The organism is Pseudomonas sp. UC 17F4 (genome assembly GCF_900101695.1).
GTDB lineage: Bacteria > Pseudomonadota > Gammaproteobacteria > Pseudomonadales > Pseudomonadaceae > Aquipseudomonas.
On record NZ_FNKV01000001.1, the window covers coordinates 3,439,906 to 3,459,268 of the forward strand.

Below are 19,363 nucleotides of genomic sequence, written 5' to 3' on the forward strand. Positions count from 1 at the left end.
GCCAGAAGGCTTCAGCTGAAATACTGCTGGGGGCCTGAGCCGCCCTGCAATTACGCTTGGCTCGCAACAAAACTCGCTCAATGGTTCATCCGGTATCCGCCGCCGGGTGTACCTTCATGCAGCGCCGCCTGAATGCGTTCGTAAAGCGCATTGGCCTCTTCGGTTGCGATAGATCGTGAGCTGTCCCTTAGCACTACGCTGAGTAATACGTTTTCTTGCCCCGGCAACAGGCCGAGACGATCGATTGCCTGAGTTGGCAAGTCGCTTGCCGCCCAGCGTCCTTTTACTTGCATTTCTTCGATCCAGTTTGCCCTGTCCGCAGCAGCCACCAGCATTTTTTCAGTGAGCTCTTCTTCACTTTGGCCGGGCGATACGGCAAGGGAAATATCACGCGTGATGGAAGGCAGGCGGGAGACGGGGCTCCAGGGAAGAAGGTCGTGCATCTGCGCTTGCACGCGGGGATGCTCGTCTCTGAGCAGTCGTATATCGGGAATCCCTTTACGCAGCATGGTCAGGCGATCCAGGCCCATGCCCAGTGCCAGTCCGCCATGTTGATTCGGGTCGATACCCAGGCGTTGAAGAAGCGATGTGGCGATGCATCCGCATTCAAGCACTTCTACCGGCTGTTCTTCTGCAAGAAGGTTCACCTCGATTCCGCCTTCGGTGTAGTGATGCGGACTGTCGCTGTAAATCCAGGCCATGTCCGGCACCGCAATGTGAAGGATATCGCGGACCAGTCGCAGGAGTTCGGTTCGGGATGACAGGGCAGGGTCGCCGAGGACCCAAATGTCCATCTGATGGGGTTCTGCGCAATGCCAGCGATCGCGCGTGTCGCGCCGGAAGGTAATGCCGGGCGCAGCAATCATGATGAGTTCTTCAGGGCCCCGGCATCTCGCTGCGGCCTGCAGCGCTGCGGGAATCTGGCTGGTGGTCTGAGTTCGCAACAAGGTCAATTCATCTACCCAGCGAGTGTGCGCACTACCAAGCGTTATTTCGTCAGGGCTGTATCCCAGCAAGCCGTAGTTTTCCTCTGCGGTCACGACCCTGGGCCCGGTAACAAGTTGAGCCTCTGGCCATCCTTTGTGGCGCAGGCCTGAAATTATTTCCTGCTGCAGCAAATGAATTGCGTGAGAAGGCGATGACTTTTCCGATAGGTCTTTTAGTTCTAAAGAATATTTTAGTTTTTCTGTCGGAATTGTACGGTTTGTAGGCATGCGCTGTAGTTCCTGGGCTAAGAGTGGCGTAATGTTTAACTGTTTTTCATCGGGAGATCAAAAAACGTACTCTTGGTTTTTTTCTTCGGCAAGTGGTTATCGGAAAAAAGGAAGTTTCTTTCGGTGTTCGGCTACACGTGGCGTTGGGTGTTAAACGGCTGGGCAAACATCTGCTGGAAGGCGTAGTTGAAATTAATCTAAAGAAGTTGATGAAAATAATTGCATCGGCTTTATTGAAGGCCTAAGAATAGATCGCTCCTCATTTGGAGGGGTGCCATCGGAACTTACTGAAGGAGAATGCGATGAAAGCTACAACGTCCACGTTAAAGCGCATGGCGCCGGGTCCTGACAATTTCGGTTGGGCACCACTTGCCTGGGCTCATGTTGAAGACTAAACCGTGAGTCATGGTAGAGAGGCGCGCCTCTCTACCATGAAACAAAGGAGGTGACAGATGTCTGCTGATCTAACCGGGTTTGACTGGGTTCGCAATGGCGAGGCAGTCATCGTTACCGACTCGTCTGAGCTTCAATCAATTTTGCAACGGCGAGGGGTCGCCGCACAGAGCCTGCTGGAACTGGCCGAGTTGCCGCCAAGAAGCCTGGTGCTCTCGTTTTCGAAAGAGGCATCCAGGCATACCTTTGAAATTGCCACACACGGGGTCGGCAGGAAGTGCATTTTTTGTGCGTTGCATGTTTTTGAGGCGTCTGTGCAGCATGCGGAATATGCGATCAAAGCAATCGTTGGAAGTGATTTCAGTTCTTCGTTGGCTCAACAAGAAAAGCTCTTGGCCAAGCTCGACGATGCGAATGTCATTGTTGTTTCAGGCGGCTTTAACACAGGGCAAGCATTGATCCATTCAGACGCTGTGCCTTACGCCATGATAAGGGATGATGCAGAAGGGGACTACATTCATTCTGTCGCTGAGTTTTTTGAGGTTCACTACGCTCATATGCAAGCGGAAGCGCCTTGCCCATTTAGTTTTACTGGGCAGTTGCAAGTGACAGGAATGTTGAGTGTCATAAGGAATGAGGGCTGGGCGCTACGCTCCGAACTCAAAGGTGAACTCGAGGGTCTTGCTCGCTCGGTGGCTGAATGTGGTGCGATTCTGAAAGTTATGGACAATGCTATTGTATCTTTTTTAGTGGCGGGGGAAGAGTGTTCTGATTTATTGGCAGTTGCCGCAGGCAAAAGAGGTCTACCACTTACCGAGTTTGCTATCGGTGTGAATTAATCGATTGCTCGTTTTATCGACTATAAGCTCAACTCTCAGCTCAATGAAGGTGTCGAGGGCATTCATGTTGCCATTGGCGACGGAGCGTCTGGGTACCACATTGACCTGTTGGTTCCTGAGGTCGAGTTAGCGTTTTCCAGCAAATGTCAGCATTAAGGGCGAGACGGGCGCTGCGCAACCGTCTTTGGCCTTGAGTCACCCGCGTTAGTGAGGGAAATCCAAAGGTTATCCGCTGTCTTTTACTGGCTGGGTCTGGTTTTCCAACCCACCGAAAACTCCGTGCGTTTCGCCAAAGGTTGAGTACAATCATCGGCTTTTATCCGGGCCTCGCCAGTGCCCGGTCTACGGGTTGTGGAAGGCCTCATGCTGATCGGTAGTTACTCTTCGTCGCTGGTATTGATTTCGCTGTGTGTGGCCATCCTTGCTTCGTATACCGCCCTCGACCTCGCCGGCCGGATCAACACCGCCAAGGGCCGTGCGGTGTACCTGTGGATCGGTGGCGGGGCGCTGGCCATGGGCATCGGGATCTGGTCGATGCACTTTATCGGCATGCTCGCCCTGAACCTGCCGATCGAGCTCGGTTATGACATTACCCTGACCCTGCTGTCGCTGCTGATCGCCGGGCTGTCGTCGGGTTTCGCCCTGTGGCTGGTCAGCCAGCCGACCTTGCCGTGGCTGCAACTGGGCGCTGGCGCGTTGATCATGGGCACCGGCATCAGCAGCATGCACTACACCGGCATGGCCGCGCTGCGCATGACCCCGGGCATCGACTACGACCCCGCGCTGTTCAGCGCCTCGCTGCTGATCGCTGTCGGCGCCTCGGCAGCGGCGTTGTGGATCGCCTTCCGCCTGCGCCAGCAAACCCTGTACGTGCGCCACTTGCGTGGCGGCGCGGCGATCATCATGGGCGTGGCGATCGTCGGCATGCATTACACCGGCATGGCCGCGGCGAACTTCCCCGAAGGCAGTTACTGCGGCGCCCTGGGCGGCGGCCTGAGCGGCAACGGCCTGGATTACCTGGTGCTGATCACCACCCTGGCAGTGCTGGCCGCAGCCTTGCTGACCTCGGTGCTGGATGCGCGCCTGGAAGCGCGCACCGCCGAGCTTGCCCGCTCGCTGACCCTGGCCAACCAGGAACTGACCCAACTGGCCCTGCACGACACCCTCACCAGCCTGCCCAACCGTACGCTGCTGGCCGACCGTATCGACCAGGCGATCAGCAAGGTGGCCGAGCAGGGCGGTTGTTTTGCGCTGATGTTCATCGACCTGGACGGCTTCAAGCCGGTCAACGATGCCTTCGGTCACCACATGGGCGACCAGTTGCTCAAGGAAGTCGCCCTGCGCCTGCGCGGCCACCTGCACAGCCAGGACACCCTGGCGCGGATCGGCGGCGATGAGTTCGTGCTGCTGGTCGAGCTGCAGGAAGCCGACGACGCCGTGGGCGTGGCGGCCAAGCAGGTCAACCTGATCTCGCGCAGCTTCCGCGTTGCTGAACAGAACCTGCAGATCTCGGCGAGTATCGGCATCGTCCTCTACCCGGGCAATGGTATCGACCAGCACGAACTGCTGCGCAACGCCGATGCGGCCATGTACCACGCCAAGAGCGCCGGCAAGAACGGCTACAGCTTCTTCGACGTGTCGATGAACAGCAACGCCCGCCTGCAACTGCAACTGCTGCAGGATTTGCGCGTGGCCCTGGAGCAGGGCCAGTTCCGCCTGTACTACCAGCCCAAGTTCGACGCCCTCGAGTGCCAGCCGATCGGCGCCGAGGCCTTGCTGCGCTGGGAACACCCGCAACATGGCCTGCTGCTGCCCGACCGGTTCATCATCCAGGCGGAAAAAACCGGCCTGATCATCCCCATCGGCGAGTGGGTGCTGGACGAGGCGTGCCGGCAGATGCGCATCTGGATCGACCGGGGCCACAGCAACTGGCGCATCGCCGTTAACCTGTCGGCCATCCAGTTCTGCCACACCGGGCTGGTCGAGAGCGTTGCCAGGGTGCTGGCGCGTCATCAGTTGCCGGCCAACAGCCTGACCCTGGAAATCACCGAAACCACCGCCATGCGCGATGCCGACGCCAGCATGCAGGTGCTGCAGCGGCTTTCGGACATGGGTGTGGACCTGTCTATCGATGACTTCGGTACCGGCTATTCGAGCCTGATGTACTTGAAGCGCCTGCCGGCCAACGAATTGAAGATTGACCGCGGCTTCGTGCGAGACCTGGAGCAGGACAGCGACGACGCTGCCATCGTTTCGGCCATCGTCGCGCTGGGCCAGGCCCTGGGCTTGCGGATTGTCGCCGAAGGGGTCGAGACCGACCGCCAGCAGAGCTTCCTGACCCGCCTGGGATGTGACTCGTTGCAAGGTTATCTGCTCGGCCAGCCACAGCCGGCCGAGCGCTTCATTGCCGATATCGAGCGCGGGCGCGAGCCCCGGGTTGTCAGCTGATCAGCCGACCGCACGCAGGTTGCAGGACGGTTCGAAGGCGTCGAGTTCGGCCTCAACCGCTTCGATGATGCGCTCGACGTCCGCCGCGTGCATCAGCGTGGCGCAGGGAATGCCGGCAATCGCCAGCAGGGTTTCGCCGGTGGCCCGGTCGAACAGGCGCGCCACCATGCTGCGCGGGGCGTCCATGCTGGCCTCGAAGCCCAGCGGATGAAAATGCCAGCGCATCATCTGGCAGGCGTTGGGGAACGTCAGCTTGTTCATGCCGGCCTCCTTGTACGGTGAACCTCACGCAAGAATGGGCGGGTCGGTGCGACCCGGCGGGAAACCTAAACATAGCATTGATGGCGCCAGTGTCGGCCCAGGATGATGACGGTTTGTCGAGAGTTTGACCCAGCTCACGTTCCCCGGCAGGCGCGGCGACCACTTTGGTGTTGGCGGCAAACGTTTGCTGGCAATATTTCCCCGCCTGCTATGGCGCCGCTCTGCTATTTTTACCGACAGTCGGCTGGGATGCTTGCCTGGGAGTTTCAGACCAATGGCGCGTCCAGGTTCAGTCAAGGAGACCGTCAATGCGTTATTCCGCGCTCACCCAACGTATCGCCGGTGACGGTGCTGCTGCCTGGAACATCCACTACCGCGCCGTCGAACTGCAAGGCCAGGGCCGGGATATCATCCTGTTGTCGATTGGCGACCCGGACTTCGACACCCCGCAACCAATAGTCGACGCCGCCATCGACAGCCTGCGCGGTGGCCACACCCACTATTCCGATGTGCGCGGCAGCGAGGCCCTGCGCCGCGCCATCGCCGCCCATCACACCCGCCACAGCGGCCAGCCGGTCGACCCGCTGGAAGTGGTGGTGCTGGCCGGAGCGCAATGCGCGCTGTATGGCGTGGCCCAGTGCCTGTTCGACCCGGGCGACGAGGTGATCGTCGCCGAGCCCATGTATGTCACCTACGAAGCGGTGTTCGGTGCCTGCGCCGCAAGGCTGGTGCCGGTGCCGGTACGCCCCGAGCAGGGCTTCAGGGTCGACCCTGACGACATCGCCCGGCGTATTAACCCGCGCACCCGCGCCTTGCTGCTCAACAGCCCGCACAACCCCTCTGGCGCCAGCCTGCCCAAGGCTACCTGGCAGCGCCTGGCGCAGCTGTGCATCGACCACGACCTGTGGCTGATTTCCGATGAGGTCTACAGCGAGTTGTTGTACGAGGGCGAGCATTTCAGCCCGGCCAGCCTGCCGGGCATGGCCGAACGCAGCGCGACCATCAATAGTCTGTCCAAGTCCCATGCCATGTCGGGCTGGCGGGTCGGCTGGGTGATCGGCCCGCAGCAGTTGACCGAGCACTTGAGCAACCTGGCGCTGTGCATGCTGTACGGCCTGCCGGATTTTATCCAGGACGCCGCCCAGGTGGCCCTGGAGCAAGACCTGCCCCAGGTGCGGCAGATGCGCGAGCGCTACCGCGAGCGGCGCGACCGGGTTTGCGCAAGCCTTGACGGCTGCCCGGGCATCCGCGTGCACAAGCCCGATGGCGGCATGTTCGTGATGATCGATATCCGCGAGACCGGCATTGGCGCCCAGGCCTTTGCCGAGCGTCTGCTGGAGGAGCATGGGGTGTCGGTGCTCGCTGGCGACGCCTTCGGCCCCAGCGCCGCCGGCCACCTGCGTTTTGGCCTGGTGCTCGACAGCGACCGTTTGGAGCAGGCCTGCCAGCGCATCGCCCGTTGCGCCATGCAGGTGCTTGAAGGCGTGCCGTCAGTTCAACAGGCCGGCGGCGATGTTGATGGTAAAGCCCAGAATCGCGGTGTTGAACACGAAACCCACCAATGAGTGGGCGAGGACGATACGGCGCATCTGCCGGTCGGCAACGCCCACGTCCGAGGTCTGCACGGCGACGTTGAGGGTGAACGAGAAATAGTGGAAGTCCCAATAGTCGGGGTTCAGCTCGCCATCGGCAAAGCGCAGCAAAGGCTCCTTGCTGCCGGCGGTGTAGAACAGCCTGGCGTAGTGCAGGCTGAAGATGGTGCCGATCATCAGCCAGGAGCCGGCAATGGTAAAGCCGGTGTAGGCGTAGTGCAGCAGTTGCGGGCCACCGCCAAGGCCGCGGCTGGCGGCCAGTTGCAGGGTCACTGCGGCAAGGCTGGCGATCGCTGCGATGCTGACGGTGAGCAGCACCAGGCCGGCGTTTTCATCTTCGACACAGGCCACTTCGCGTACCTTCTCGGGGCTGGCGCGCAGGGTCAGCCACAGCACCAGCAGCAGGTACAGCCAGACGCCGATGTTCCAGCCAGTGAGGATGTGCTGCACCAGATTGTCGGCGGGAATCAGCCAGCCGCCCAGGCAGCCGGCAACGGCAGAAAAACTCAGGCGCGGGTGGGTGCGGGTCAGTCGATGGAAAGCCATGGGGCCTCGGGGCAGGGGGTTCCTCCGCAACTGTAGCCCATCGTTGCCGCCTGCGGGCGCGGAAATGCTTGCTGGCGGGCGCGGCCTTGGGCATTCTTGCGCGCCTCGCTTGCTCATGGATGACGCCCCTTTGTTCGCCCCCTCTTTACGCCTCGCCGCGTGCGCCCTGGGCGCTGCGCTAGCGCTTGGCGGTTGCAGCCACGGTATCGAGTCGATGCCGCTGGAATTCACCTCGTTCACCTATCACGATGGCTCTTACTCCCTGCGCTTTCGCAGCGACGAAGAGATTATCAGCCTGTTCGAACGGCATACCGGCGACGGGCAGATCGGCGAGTGGTTTACCTGCGCCCTGGACGATGACCAGGATTTCACCGTTGGCCATGCGATGATCTACAGCCTGGTTGGCGGTGTCGATTTCGAGGGCATCTCCGAAATCAAGGGCTACAACTACGTGGTCAACGCGCATTTCTACAAGACCACCCCGGACCGCAGCACGCAGACCGAACTGCTCAAGCCGGCGATCCAGCGCCTGCTGGCGGACAAGGCGCATGTCCCCTGCAAACTGAGTATTACCGCGTTTCTTTACGATGCCTACTATTCGAAAACCCTGCAGTTGCCGGTCGACCAGGTGCTCACCGAAGTGGCCCGGCACCGCGAGCGCCTGGTGCAGTGGCAGCCCGAGCCGATTGTCATCGGTCGTTCGCCCCTGGTGCCGCGGATCGAGCCGTTGCCGCTGTACAGCGACCGCCTGCAAATCATCGATAACGACACCGGCCGCCCACGCGGCTACGTGGCCTATGTGGTCAAGCGCAGTGACGGCTACCTGGAGCATGGCGAGACGGATTTCAACGGTTTGACCCATGAAGTCATGTCGCTGACCCGCGAAACCGTGAAGCTGTACCTGGATGACTCGGTGCCATGAAAATGCCCTCAATCGATTCCGGGGGCGACGATGAGGTACTATCGGGATTCTTGCCGTGGCTAAAAAGACTTGCCAATCAATGACCTGATTGTGATGCAGGTCAGTGGCCACGGTGTTGTCACGAGTCAGACTGGCCCGTTGCAGGCCCCTGACCTCAGCTGCGCTCTACAGGATTCCCGGTTTGTCCGATTCACTGCAAAACCCCTTGCTGCAATACCTCGCCCGCCTGGCGCCGTCCAGCCAGCTGACCATGAAGTACATCCTCCAGGATGCTGCCGACCGCCTGGGCTTCGAGGATTGCGACATCGCCGAGGTGCCCTGGCACCAGCTCGAGCCCGGGCATGTCACCGCCCTGGTGGCGGCCTTGCGCGCCGATGGCTATGCGCCGAACACCTCGTCGCTGTACGTCAACGCGGTACGCGGGGTAATGAACGAGGCCTGGCGCCTGAGCCTGATCAGCCAGGAGCAGTTGCTCAAGATCCGCACGGTCAAGCCGACCCAGGGCACGCGCCTGCCGGCCGGGCGCAACCTCAAGCGCAGCCTGATTCGCGAGCTGATGGACGCCTGCGCTGCCGACCCGCGCCCGCAGGGGTTGCGCGATGCGGCGGTGATCGCCTTGCTGTACGGCACCGGCATGCGCAAGTCCGAGTCGGTCAACCTGACCCTCAGCCAGGTCGACTTCAGCGAACGCAGCCTGCAGGTGCTGGGCAAGGGTAACAAGCAACTGATCAAGTACGCGCCGCCCTGGGCGTTTGCAAAGCTCAACGCCTGGCTGGCGTTTCGCCGCGAGCAGTTGCCTGAAGGGCAGGCCGACGACGAGTTCCTGTTCAACCGCATCCGCCGTGGCAGCCACATCACCCGCGAGCGCATCACCAAGCACGCGATCTACTACATCGCCCGCCAGCGTGGCACTCAAGTAGGGGTAAAGATCATGCCCCACGATTTTCGCCGCTCGTTCATCACCCGGGTGATCGAAGAGCATGACCTGTCGATCGCGCAAAAGCTGGCCCACCACACCAACATCCAGACCACCGCCAACTACGACATGCGCGATGACAACGAGCGGCGGCGGGCGGTGGATCGCTACGATTACTGACCTGTGGAATCTTTAACCCTTACTGTCCAGCCGCATCCAGCCCCATCTGCCAGAAGTCGGCTTCCAGCCGCGAGGCCTGGGCGAAGACCTTGACCAGTTCCTCGAAGCGGCGCTCGGTCATGGTTCGCGCGGCCAGGTCATCCAGGTGCGCGCGGGCAGCCGTGGCCACGCCCTGGTAGCCGGCGCCTGCGTATTCGCCAATCCACTCGCGGTAAGGATGATCGCCCAGTGCCTGAACGCCGTCGGGGGTCAGGTTGCGGCCGATTTCGGCGTAGCCGATCACGCACGGCGCCAGGGCCACGTGCAGGTCCAGCAGGTCGCCGGCGGCGCCGCAGTCCAGCACGAAGCGGGTGTAGGCGACAGTGGCCTGGTGCTCCGGTGTCGCCGCGAGGTCGTCGGCCGACAGCCCCCAACGCTCGCACAGGCGCACGTGCAGCTCGGTTTCGTCGAGAATCGCCGCCAGCCCCGCCTGGGCGGCGCGGATGTCGCTGAGGGTGCGGCTCTTGTAGGCGGCCAGGGCCCAGGAGCGGGCGAACTGGATCAAGAACAGGTAGTCCTGCACCAGGTACTTGCGAAACGCCGGTTGCGCCAGGGTGCCGGCGCCCATCTGGCGAACGAAGTCGTGCTCGACGTAGCTGTGCCAGTCGGCGCTGGCGGCCTGTTTCAGGCGCTCGAAGATATCCATGGCTTAGCCCTCAATGTCGTAGGCGGCGTCGAAAAACGCCTGTTCCAGCGCCACGCTGCGCAGGAAGAAGTCGCGGCTGACCTGTGCGTGTGCAGGCCCGACGCGGTCCAGCTCGGCGCGCAGAAAGGCGACAAAGTCCTGGAACGCCGGGTTGTCGTGCAGGGTGATCCACTCGGCGTGCTCGAAGCGCGGCGGCAGTTGCTTGTTGGCCCGCAGCGCCCAGTCCAGGTACAGGCCCTCGGCGACGTTGAGCACCGCCAGGGCGGCGGCGTAGGAGCGGGTGGCCGCGGCTTCGCGCATGATCGCCTTGAAGCCTGCGGTCGGCGCTGAGTCCGGTGCCTCAAGGCGCTGCGCCTCGCTGACGCCCAGGGCTTCGAAAGCGCGCAGGAAGTAGGTGTTCTCTTCACCGGCGATCACCCCGGTAAAGCGCCCCAGGCGAATCCGCGCCTCGAAGGTATCGGCGCTGGCGATGGCGGCGCCGAGCAGGGTCAGGAACGCATCGATGAAACGGTGATCCTGGATCAGGTAGTTGACCAGCACAGGGTCGGCCAGACTGCCGTCGAGCAGTTCATTGACGAAGCGGTGTTCGATGCACTGGGTCCAGCTCGGCTCGCTTTGCTGGCGAAGGCTGTCGGTGAAGCGCGCGGTCATGCTGTTGTCCTTTTTATTGTGACGACAGCGGGGCCGGTGATGTCTGGCATGGTCGGCCCCGCAGTGAGGCCGGCAAAAAGGCAGGTGCACAATACCCATCCCTTCGCCGGCATGATCCGGATCAGGTTCGAAGGGTCACCGCGCTGCACATGCCAGCGGTTTCTCAGCCCGTTGCCGGGCTCCCCTTGGTGGCCGAATCTATACAGCAAGGGCCCTGGATTGTCACGCGTTGCGCTAGTGGATGCTCGAGGCCAGCTCGAAGATCGGCATGTACATGAGGATCACGATCAGGCCGATCAGCAGGCCGATGAAGGTCATCAGCAGCGGCTCGAACAGGCGCACGAACCACTCGATCCAGCGGCTAATCTCCTCGTCGTAGAAGTCGGCGCTGCGCTCCATCATCTGCCCGAGGTTGCCCGACTGCTCGCCAGCGCGCAGCAGGCGCAACGACACTGGCGTCACCAGGTGCCCGGCCTCCAGCGCCGCCGACAGCGACTGGCCTTCCTTGACCCGTTCACAGGCCTGCTCCAGCCGCAGGCCACTGGCCGCGCCGAGCAGGCCGCGGGCCATGGCCATGGCGGTGAGAATCGGGATGCCGCCCTGCAGGAGGATCCCCAGCGAGCGGTAGAACCGCGCCAGCTCATACATCACCAGGCGTTTGTGCAGGGCCGGCAGGCGTTCCAGCTGGCGGTTCAGCCAGCGCCGCACCCGCGGCTCGCGACGCAGCATGAACAGCAGCGCCATGAGTAGCCCAAAGCTGCTGGCCATGGCCAGCTGATGCGCGTGCAGGAACATCCCGGCCTGCATCAGCCAGCGCGACATCCATGGCAGCTCGGTGCCCAGGCCTTCGAACACCAGGCTGAAACGCGGTACCACATAGCCGAGCAGAAACAGCACCACGCCGCCGCCGACCAGCAACAGCAGCAGCGGGTAGATCGAGGCGCTGATGATCTTCTGGCGCACTTCGTCCATGCGCTGGCGGTAGGCAACATAGCGGCCGAGGGCATCGCCCAGGGCGCCGGTCTTCTCGCTCGATTGCACCAGCGCCACGTACAGCGGCGGGAACACGCTGGGCAACTGCGCCAGGGCCTGGGAGAACGACTTGCCTTCATACAGCAGGCGCACCAGTTCGCCGAGGGTCTTGCGTGCCTGGGGCGCGGTCTCTTTTTCGGCCAGGCTCTCGAGGGCGTCGATCAGCGGCAGGCCGGCATTGAGCAGGGTGGTCAGCTCCTGGCTGAACAGCACCAGGTTGAACACCTCGCCACGCCGCCAGCGCAGACCGGCCAGGCGCTGGCAACTGCGCACGCTGACCACCCGCAAGCCTTGTTGCTCGACCTGTTCGCGGGCCTGGCCCGGGTCTTGGGCGTCGACCTGGAGCAAGACCACCCCGGCCTTGCCCAGGGCCTTGAGTTCATAGCGCATGCGCAAGCCCTCCGGTTATTGCCAACTGGTGATCTCGGCATTTTCGCCATCGCCGCCGGGCTGGCCGTCCTTGCCCATCGACAGCAGGTCGTACTCACCGTTTTCACCGGGCTGGCGGTAGATGTAGTTACGCCCCCAGGGGTCTTGCGGGACCTTTTTCTGCAGGTACGGGCCCGACCAGCGGGTTTCGTCGCTGGGTGCCGCCACCAGTGCCTGCAGGCCTTGCTCGGAATTGGGGTAATGCCCCACTTCCAGCCGGTACAGGTCCAGGGCCTTGCTCAGGCCTTCGATCTGCGCCCGGGCGACCTTGGCCTCCGAGCGCCCCAACTGGCTGAAGTACTTGGGGGCAACGATGCCGGCCAAGAGGCCCAGCACTACCAGGACTACCAGCAGTTCGAGCAGGGTGAAGCCGCGTTGCGCGCGATGGTTGTTGTTCATAGCCAGGCCCTCCACAGGTGCGCTGCAAGGCCTTATGCAATTGCCGTGCGCGCCTGCGCCGGGCCTTTGCCGCACGGGCCTGGCAAGGCGGCACAGTGCTTGCGTCAGAAGGGTAACGCCCTGGCAATCGGGGCATATGCCCCACTTTCTGGGGGACGCAACGGGGAGGGTGGCACGATGCGCTGGCTCACTGCGGCAATCCTGGCCTGGCTGGCCACAGGCAATCCGGCTCAGGCCGATGTGTACATCTCGATCAAGGCCGATGGCAGTTATGTGTTGAGCAACGTCCACCGGCCGGGGCGAACCTACCAGCGGGTCATCAGCGAGGCCGTGAGCCTGGCCAGCAACGGCCCGCAACTGATCACCGGCATGCCCTACGCCGAAGTGGTGGCGGCAGCGGCGCAGGCCAACGACCTGCCGGCGGCCTTGCTGCACGCAGTGATCCAGGCCGAATCGCGCTACGACCCCAACGCCCGCTCGACCAGCGGCGCGGCCGGGCTGATGCAGCTGATGCCCGACACCGCCAAGGAAATGGGCGTGAAGAATGTCCTCGACCCGGCCGCCAACGTGCAGGGCGGGGCGCGCTACCTCAAGCGCATGCTGACCCTGTTCGACAACGACATCACCCTGGCCGTGGCCGCCTACAACGCCGGGCCAGATGCGGTGCTGCGTCGCGGTCGGGTAGTACCGCCGTTTGCCGAAACCCGGCGCTACGTGCCCAAGGTGCTGCGCCAGTACCGGCGGCTGCAGGGCCTGGCGGTGGATGCTCCTTTGTAATCGCAAAACCTGTGGGAGCGGGCTTGCCCCGCGATGAGGCAACCCCCGATTAGTGGGGAATACCGGGGAATCACCCCCAATCAAGATTCATTCAGCTTTATAAGCTACTGAAAAACAACAATAAAAAATTTGGCATGGGCCTTGCTCCGGCCCCTCCAGAGTCCCCTTGCACCACCGAGGCACGCCATGATGACTCCAATCAAAGGCTCAGTCCTGACTTCCCTGCTGCTTGCGGCCGCCAGCCTTGCCTGGCAACCGCTCAGCGAAGCTGCCGTGCGCTGCGAGCGCAACTTGGTGGCCAATGTGGTGGCGCTCGATCAGCCACTGATGTTCAACCGCCTCGGTGCGCAGAATGCCAACGGCATGATGTTCGCCCTGCGCCGCGACGTGGTCGACGAGCACCAGGTGTCGCTGGCCACTGGCGGCGCCGCGGTACCGGGCAAGGTCAGCTTGCGCCCGGACAAACGCCCGCGGCCGATCGTGCTGCGGGTGGCGGCGGGCGACTGCCTGACCATCAACCTGCAAAACCTGCTGGCCTACCAGGCCAACCCGAACAAGCACGGCATCGACCACGAGCAAGAGAACGAGGTCGAAGGCGAGGAAAACGAAGGCGCTGAGAACGAAGCCGGCGAGGGCAACGAGCAGGGCGACGAGCATTTTGTCGCCGACGAGCAGGTCAGCGACCGTCATGTCGGTTTTCAGGTCAACGGCATGCAGGCGGTCAACAGCATCGGCGATATCGCCGCCAATACCGGGCGCAACGGCAACTTCCTGATCGCCCCCGGCGCCAGCCGTTCCTACACCCTTTACGCCGAGCGTGAAGGCGCGTTTGCCGCCACCAGCCAGGGCGCGACCTTTGGCGGCGAGGGCGGTGCCGGCAACGTCGCCAATGGCCTGTTCGGCCAGGTGGTGGTGGTGCCCAAAGGTGGGCGCACCTTCCGTAATACCCTGACCGAAGAAGAGATGCGCCTGAGCAGCAGCGGCCGCACCCCCACCGGCCAGCCGATCGTCGACTACCAGGCGCGCTACCCGCAGCAGGAGCCGTGGATCCGCGAAGGCAAGGCCGGTTCGCCGATCATTGCCATGACCGATGGCAACGAGATCATCTCCAGCGAATCCGACGCAATTGTCATGGGCCCCAACGCCGATGGCAGTTTCCCGGCCTCGACCTACCCGCTGGAAAGCATCGGCAAACGCAACCCGGCGATCCCCAACCGCCTGGAGCCGTTCCGTGATTTCGCCGCGCAGTTCACCGACGAAGCCGCCTCGACCCAGGCCTTCCCCGGTTACTGGGCAGACCCGGTAATGGGCCATGTGCTGGAGCCGACCCGCGACTCGTTCATGATCAACTATGGCTCCGGCGGCATGGGCGCCGAGGTTGTGGCCAACCGCCTGGGCGTGGGGCCGATGCATGACTGCCTGTCATGCGCCTATGAAGAGTTCTTCTTGAGTTCGCACACCGTCGGCGACGTGGCGATGCTGGTGGACGTACCGGCCAACGTCGGCCTGGAGAACATCCGCCCGGGCCAGACCCCGAGCGCCGAGCAGGTCGGGGTCAAGGCGACCATGGCCCTGTACCCGGCGGAACCGGCCAACGTCAACCACAGCTACATCGGTGACATGGTCAAGTTCCGCAACACCCACAACGGCCACGAGCAGCACATCTTTCACCTGCACGGCCACCAGTGGCTGTTCAACCCCAATGACGACAACTCCGACTATGTCGACGCCCAGGGCATCGGCCCGGGTGTTGGCTACACCTACGAAATCGCCAACGGCGGCTCGGGCAACCGTAACCGCGTGGCCGGCGATGCGATCTATCACTGCCACTTCTACCCGCACTTTGCCCAGGGTATGTGGAGCATGTGGCGGGTCCACGATGTGTTCGAAGAAGGCACCCGCCTGGAAGTCTCCGGGCAGAGCGAAAACGGCTATCACAGCGTGCCGTTCGCCTTGCGCAGCGGCAAGCCGGCCGCGGGCGCCCGGGCCTTGCCGGACGGCGAGATCGTCGCCGGTACGCCAATCCCGGCCATCGTGCCGTTGCCCGGCAAGGCCATGGCGCCGATGCCCGGCAAGGTCGCGGTGATTCCCAAGCTGGCGCAAACCCTGGTTGCCGCAAACCATGACGACGATGAGCAAGAAGAGGGCGATGATGACGCTGGCCATGACGACGCCGCGCCGCGCGCAGTCGGCTCGCTGGCCCTGGTCGATCGCAGCGAGGCCAACCGCAACGCCGACGGCAGCCTGAAGAACCCGGGCTTCCCGTTCTGGATCGGCGGCATGGAAAACACCGTCGGCCAGCGCCCGCCAACCCCGCCGCTGGACATGCTCGACCCAGCCAAGGCACAACAGTTGAAAAACTCCGGCAACGCCCTGTGGGCCAACCTCGACCCGGCCCAGGTCGGTGGCTGGGACGGCGGCCTGCCACGCCATGCCCTGGACGGTCTGTCGGCCGGCGGCGAGGCGCTGGTGACCACCACTGCGCTGGACTTCACCAAGGCCATCACCAAGGCCAAGGCGGTGTTCCTGCCCGAGGAGGGTACCGACGTCGAACAGGCGGCGATGAGCTTCCATTCCAAACTGGAGCACCCAAGCTATGCCGTACTGCCTGGCAAGCAGACCGTGGCGCGCAACTTTCGCACCAACGGCGCCGCACCCACCGCCGGTGCGCCGTACTACGAGCCGTGCATGGATGATCGCGCCAAGCGCCTGACCCAACTGTCCGGCGCCGGTGAGTTCAACAGCGGCGAGCGCCTGGACGGCATGAGCTTTACCGGCAGCTCGACTTTCACCGCCGACCGCCCGCGCATCTACAAGGGCGCCAACATCCAGTTCGACGCGGTGTACAACAAGGTTGGCTACCACTTTCCGCAGGCGCGGATCATCAGCCTCTGGGAAGACGCCTGGGCGGTGATCAACAAGCAGCGCCCGCCGGAGCCGCTGGTGATGCGCATGAACACCTTCGACTGCGTGATGTACCAGCACACCAACCTGATCCCCTCGTACTATGAAATGGACGACTACCAGGTGCGTACGCCAACCGACGTTATCGGCCAGCACATCCACCTGCCCAAATGGGACCTGACCGCCGCCGATGGTTCGGCCAACGGCTGGAACTACGAGGACGGTATCCTTTCCCCTGGCACCGTGGTCGAGCGTATCCACGCGATTCGCGAGTTCAACGAGTGCCGCGCCGGCGACCCGCGCGAAGGCACGGCCGAGTGCCCGGTGGCCAAGGCGCACCCGTTCTTCGGCCGCTACGGGCGCGCCGACTGGCTGGGCGCACGCACGGCCATGCAGCGCTGGTTCGTCGACCCGGTGGTCAACGTGCATAACGTCGACCGTGGCCTGGGCACCATCTTTACCCACGACCACCTCGGCCCATCGACCCACCAGCAACTGGGCCTGTACGCCACCGTGCTGGCCGAGCCTGCCGGCTCTACCTGGTACCACGCCGAAACCGGCGAGCTGCTGTATAACAGTGCCCTGCGCGAAGACGGCGGGCCGACCTCGTGGCAGGCGGTGGTGAAAACCGGCGACCTTGACGGTGACGGTCGCAACGACAGCTACCGCGAGTTTTTCCTCGAGTACAGCGACTTCCAGCATGCCTATGAGGCCGGCGTTTACGTGGGTGCCGGCCCGGACGGCATCCCCAATGCCCAGGCTTACCCGGCCAGCGCCGACAGCTTCCGCTATGCGATCAACCCGCCGGTGCGGCAGAAGGCTTCGAACCTGCTGGAATCGGTGGTCGAGTCGCGCGGCGGGCTCAACCCGGGCTGCCCGAGCCGGCCTTGCCCGCAGGCAATCTCGGTGGATGACCCGGGGATGTTCGTCGTCAACTACCGCAACGAGCCGCTGGCCCTGCGTGTCTACGACCCCAACAAGGTCGCCCCCGACGGCAAGCGCGGCATGCAGGCCGACGGCCTGGCCGGCGATCTCGCCTATGCCATGCAGAGCCGCACCGACCGCGCCATCCCGGCGATGAACCTGTCGCCGGCGGCTGTTACCTCGGCTGTGGGGCCAACCGGTGGCACCACCTTGTTCCCGCCGCACATCAACGCCGCCGGGGCCGAGCCGGGCGACCCGTTCACGCCGATGCTGCGCACCTACTCTGGCGACAACGTGCGCCTGCGCATGCATGCCGGTGGCCATGAAGAGGAACACAACGTGACCCTGCATGGCGTCAAATGGCTGCAGAACGGCTCGGGCTTCGGCAACAGCTCGAACTCCGGCTGGAAGGCCTCGCAGATGGTCGGGATCTCCGAGCAACTGGGCTTCATGGCACCGGTGTCGATGATCTCCAGCGCGTCGGCGCCCAACGGTGACTACCTGTATTCGCTGGACGCCGCCCACGAAGGCTACTGGAATGGCATCTGGGGCGTTATGCGCAACTACAGCAACAGCCGCAACGACCTGTTTGCCCTGCCCAACAACCCGTTGCCGATGGCGGCGCGCAATACCGTGGCATTCGACGGCATCTGCCCGCGCTTTACCGCCAACACCAATGGCATCGGCACCCGGCCAACGGTGCAGCGCAGCTATGAAGTCGTCGCCGCCCTGGCCAACGATATCCTCGGCAACTCGCTGGGTGTGAGCATCACCGACCCGGCCGGCGCCGGCCAGCACGTCGGCGGCCCGCTCAAGGCCAACGGCGGCACCCTGGTGTACAACAGCCGGCGCACCAGCATCCCGCAGGTGACGGTGACCGACCCCGAAGATGGCGAGACGTTCACCATCGGCGGCCACAGCGGCCCGCTGCACGACCCGACGGCAATCCTCTATGTGCGCAAGGCCGACCTCGACCCGGGCACCGGCAAGCTCAAGCCCGGTGTGCCGATCGAGCCGCTGGTGCTGCGCGCCGCTGCCGGCGAGTGCCTGAAGGTCACCCTGGAGAACCGCCTGCCGCAGGTCATGCCCGACCTGCCGAGTACCGCCGTGATGCAGAACGTGGTCAAGCGCGACCGCAATGGCAGTGAAGGCTCCACCGCCTTCAACAACAACCTCATGCGGCCCTCCAGCCATGTCGGCCTGCATGCCCAGTTGCTGGCCTACGACATCACCAAGTCGGACGGCGCCAACGTCGGCCAGAACCCGGTGCAGACCGTGCCGCCACGGGCCGGCAACAGCGGCGCCTACCCGAGCAAAGTCTACCAGTACTACGCCGGGCACCTGGAGCGCGAAGGCAAGCCGGTGCTGCAGATGGGCCGTGCGGTGGACAACATCAACACCACCGCCATCGAGTTCGGCGGCCTGAACATCACCCCGGCCGATGTCATCAAGCAGGGGCAAAAGGGCTTGATCGGCGCCATGAGCATCCTGCCGCTGGGTGCCACCTGGAGCGAAGACACGGCCAGCCGCGCCTCGGCCACCGTGCAGGTGCCGGGGCAAACCGCCTACCGCGACTTCGCCACCCTCTGGCAGCGCTCGCTGAACATGCGCTGGGCCGATGGCCGGCCGGTGGAGGGCATTGCCACTGAAGGCAACGGCGTGCCGGGCGATCCGAAGGACAACTCGAACATGGCCATCAACTACAAGACCGAGCCGTTGTGGTTCCGCTTCGGCCTGGCCCCGGATGCGCCGTTCGGCCATGCCGATGGCAATGGCTGGGCCGATGTAGCCAATGCCCACATGGCCTACAGCAACGCCCTGGTCGGCGGCGATCCGCAAACCCCGGTGCTCTGGGCCAAGCCTGGCCAGCCACTGCGCAACCACGTGCTGATGCCCACCGGCGGCAGCCGCGGCATTACCTACCAGCTCGACGGGCACCTGTGGCCGCTGCACGCCTACCAGCCGGAGAAGGCCGACCCCGGTGGCTACCCGATGTACCAGCCCGGTATCGGTTCGGTGCGCTTTGGCTACAACCCGCAGGCCATGTACATCGGCGCCCAGGAGAGCGTGCTGCCGGCCGCGCACTTCAGTTTCATGCTGCCTAGCGCCGGCGGCAGCAACGCGGTGCCGGGTGACTACCTGTTCCGCGACTACGCCGCCTACGGCAACGCCTCCGGGTTGTGGGGGATCCTGCGGGTGACCAACGAAACACCACCGGCCACGCCGCCAGCACAGTGAGTGAGGGGAAGGT

At 63.5% G+C, this 19,363-nt stretch carries 14 protein-coding genes and 1 riboswitch; of the genes, 7 read left to right on the forward strand and 7 right to left on the reverse strand.

Translation table 11 applies throughout. The annotated features are described in order from the left end of the window. Positions 1-77 precede the first annotated feature (77 nt). Complete coding sequence (locus BLR26_RS15695; protein WP_093382190.1) at positions 78-1,214, reverse strand: PheS-related mystery ligase SrmL; 1,137 nt, start codon at positions 1,212-1,214, stop codon at positions 78-80. 452 nt (positions 1,215-1,666) lie between these two features. Between BLR26_RS15695 and BLR26_RS15700 the strand changes: the two genes are divergently transcribed. Together BLR26_RS15700 and BLR26_RS15705 are read left to right on the forward strand one after the other, a co-directional pair. Then, positions 1,667-2,446, forward strand: coding sequence for a CgnE/CgnB domain-containing protein (locus tag BLR26_RS15700; protein WP_093382194.1), 780 nt, complete (start codon positions 1,667-1,669; stop codon positions 2,444-2,446). Between the two features lie 363 nt (positions 2,447-2,809). Further along, a complete protein-coding gene (locus tag BLR26_RS15705) occupies positions 2,810-4,894 on the forward strand; it encodes a putative bifunctional diguanylate cyclase/phosphodiesterase (protein ID WP_093382198.1) in 2,085 nt (694 codons plus the stop codon). Here BLR26_RS15705 and BLR26_RS15710 read toward each other — a convergent pair whose 3' ends face one another. Continuing rightward, positions 4,895-5,155: a DUF1652 domain-containing protein gene (locus tag BLR26_RS15710; protein WP_045198261.1), complete on the reverse strand. Its 261-nt coding sequence runs from the start codon at positions 5,153-5,155 to the stop codon at positions 4,895-4,897. Positions 5,156-5,463: 308 nt separating this feature from the next. On the opposite strand from BLR26_RS15710, the gene BLR26_RS15715 reads away from it, so the two are divergent. After that, positions 5,464-6,720: a pyridoxal phosphate-dependent aminotransferase gene (locus tag BLR26_RS15715; RefSeq protein ID WP_093382201.1), complete on the forward strand. Its 1,257-nt coding sequence runs from the start codon at positions 5,464-5,466 to the stop codon at positions 6,718-6,720. Here the strand turns inward: BLR26_RS15715 and BLR26_RS15720 are convergent. After that, positions 6,646-7,293 carry a DUF1345 domain-containing protein gene (locus BLR26_RS15720; RefSeq protein WP_093382204.1) on the reverse strand — a complete coding sequence of 216 codons (648 nt, stop codon included), beginning with the start codon at positions 7,291-7,293 and terminating at the stop codon, positions 6,646-6,648. The two genes, BLR26_RS15715 and BLR26_RS15720, sit on opposite strands and share 75 nt — an antisense overlap. 115 nt (positions 7,294-7,408) lie before the next feature. Here BLR26_RS15720 and BLR26_RS15725 point away from each other — a divergent pair, with 115 nt between their 5' ends. Together BLR26_RS15725 and xerC are read left to right on the forward strand one after the other, a co-directional pair. Next, the gene (locus tag BLR26_RS15725) at positions 7,409-8,215 is read left to right on the forward strand and encodes a hypothetical protein (RefSeq protein ID WP_176794252.1); all 807 of its coding nucleotides are present in this window, start codon (positions 7,409-7,411) and stop codon (positions 8,213-8,215) included. Between the two features lie 181 nt (positions 8,216-8,396). After that, complete coding sequence (xerC, locus tag BLR26_RS15730) at positions 8,397-9,311, forward strand: site-specific integrase (RefSeq protein WP_093382210.1); 915 nt, start codon at positions 8,397-8,399, stop codon at positions 9,309-9,311. Between the two features lie 19 nt (positions 9,312-9,330). Here the strand turns inward: xerC and BLR26_RS15735 are convergent, their stop codons facing one another. The 4 genes from BLR26_RS15735 to gspG form a co-directional block, all read right to left on the reverse strand. Next, positions 9,331-9,996, reverse strand: coding sequence for a TenA family protein (locus BLR26_RS15735; protein WP_093382213.1), 666 nt, complete (start codon positions 9,994-9,996; stop codon positions 9,331-9,333). 3 nt (positions 9,997-9,999) lie between these two features. Further along, positions 10,000-10,647, reverse strand: coding sequence for a TenA family protein (locus BLR26_RS15740; RefSeq protein ID WP_093382217.1), 648 nt, complete (start codon positions 10,645-10,647; stop codon positions 10,000-10,002). Between the two features lie 81 nt (positions 10,648-10,728). After that, positions 10,729-10,843, reverse strand: a riboswitch (TPP riboswitch). A 38-nt stretch (positions 10,844-10,881) separates the two neighbouring features. Then, positions 10,882-12,069 (reverse strand): type II secretion system F family protein, encoded by a 1,188-nt coding sequence (locus BLR26_RS15745; RefSeq protein WP_093382220.1) that lies wholly within the window; start codon positions 12,067-12,069, stop codon positions 10,882-10,884. A gap of 15 nt (positions 12,070-12,084) precedes the next feature. Next, positions 12,085-12,507 (reverse strand): type II secretion system major pseudopilin GspG, encoded by a 423-nt coding sequence (gene gspG / locus BLR26_RS15750; RefSeq protein ID WP_045198278.1) that lies wholly within the window; start codon positions 12,505-12,507, stop codon positions 12,085-12,087. A 177-nt stretch (positions 12,508-12,684) separates the two neighbouring features. Here gspG and BLR26_RS15755 point away from each other — a divergent pair, with 177 nt between their 5' ends. Both BLR26_RS15755 and mnxG read left to right on the forward strand, forming a co-directional pair. Continuing rightward, positions 12,685-13,284, forward strand: coding sequence for a lytic transglycosylase domain-containing protein (locus BLR26_RS15755; protein ID WP_093382223.1), 600 nt, complete (start codon positions 12,685-12,687; stop codon positions 13,282-13,284). A 186-nt stretch (positions 13,285-13,470) separates the two neighbouring features. Next, positions 13,471-19,350, forward strand: coding sequence for a manganese-oxidizing multicopper oxidase MnxG (gene mnxG / locus BLR26_RS15760; RefSeq protein WP_093382228.1), 5,880 nt, complete (start codon positions 13,471-13,473; stop codon positions 19,348-19,350). Positions 19,351-19,363 lie beyond the last annotated feature (13 nt).

Coding starts and splice junctions, on each gene's coding strand:
- BLR26_RS15700 (WP_093382194.1), top strand. CDS start 1,667: ATGTCTGCTGATCTAACCGGGTTTGACTGGGTTCGCAATGGCGAGGCA.
- gspG (WP_045198278.1), bottom strand. CDS start 12,507: ATGAACAACAACCATCGCGCGCAACGCGGCTTCACCCTGCTCGAACTG.
- BLR26_RS15715 (WP_093382201.1), top strand. CDS start 5,464: ATGCGTTATTCCGCGCTCACCCAACGTATCGCCGGTGACGGTGCTGCT.
- BLR26_RS15695 (WP_093382190.1), bottom strand. CDS start 1,214: ATGCCTACAAACCGTACAATTCCGACAGAAAAACTAAAATATTCTTTA.
- BLR26_RS15740 (WP_093382217.1), bottom strand. CDS start 10,647: ATGACCGCGCGCTTCACCGACAGCCTTCGCCAGCAAAGCGAGCCGAGC.
- BLR26_RS15705 (WP_093382198.1), top strand. CDS start 2,810: ATGCTGATCGGTAGTTACTCTTCGTCGCTGGTATTGATTTCGCTGTGT.
- BLR26_RS15725 (WP_176794252.1), top strand. CDS start 7,409: ATGGATGACGCCCCTTTGTTCGCCCCCTCTTTACGCCTCGCCGCGTGC.
- BLR26_RS15710 (WP_045198261.1), bottom strand. CDS start 5,155: ATGAACAAGCTGACGTTCCCCAACGCCTGCCAGATGATGCGCTGGCAT.
- BLR26_RS15735 (WP_093382213.1), bottom strand. CDS start 9,996: ATGGATATCTTCGAGCGCCTGAAACAGGCCGCCAGCGCCGACTGGCAC.
- BLR26_RS15755 (WP_093382223.1), top strand. CDS start 12,685: ATGCGCTGGCTCACTGCGGCAATCCTGGCCTGGCTGGCCACAGGCAAT.
- BLR26_RS15720 (WP_093382204.1), bottom strand. CDS start 7,293: ATGGCTTTCCATCGACTGACCCGCACCCACCCGCGCCTGAGTTTTTCT.
- mnxG (WP_093382228.1), top strand. CDS start 13,471: ATGATGACTCCAATCAAAGGCTCAGTCCTGACTTCCCTGCTGCTTGCG.
- BLR26_RS15745 (WP_093382220.1), bottom strand. CDS start 12,069: ATGCGCTATGAACTCAAGGCCCTGGGCAAGGCCGGGGTGGTCTTGCTC.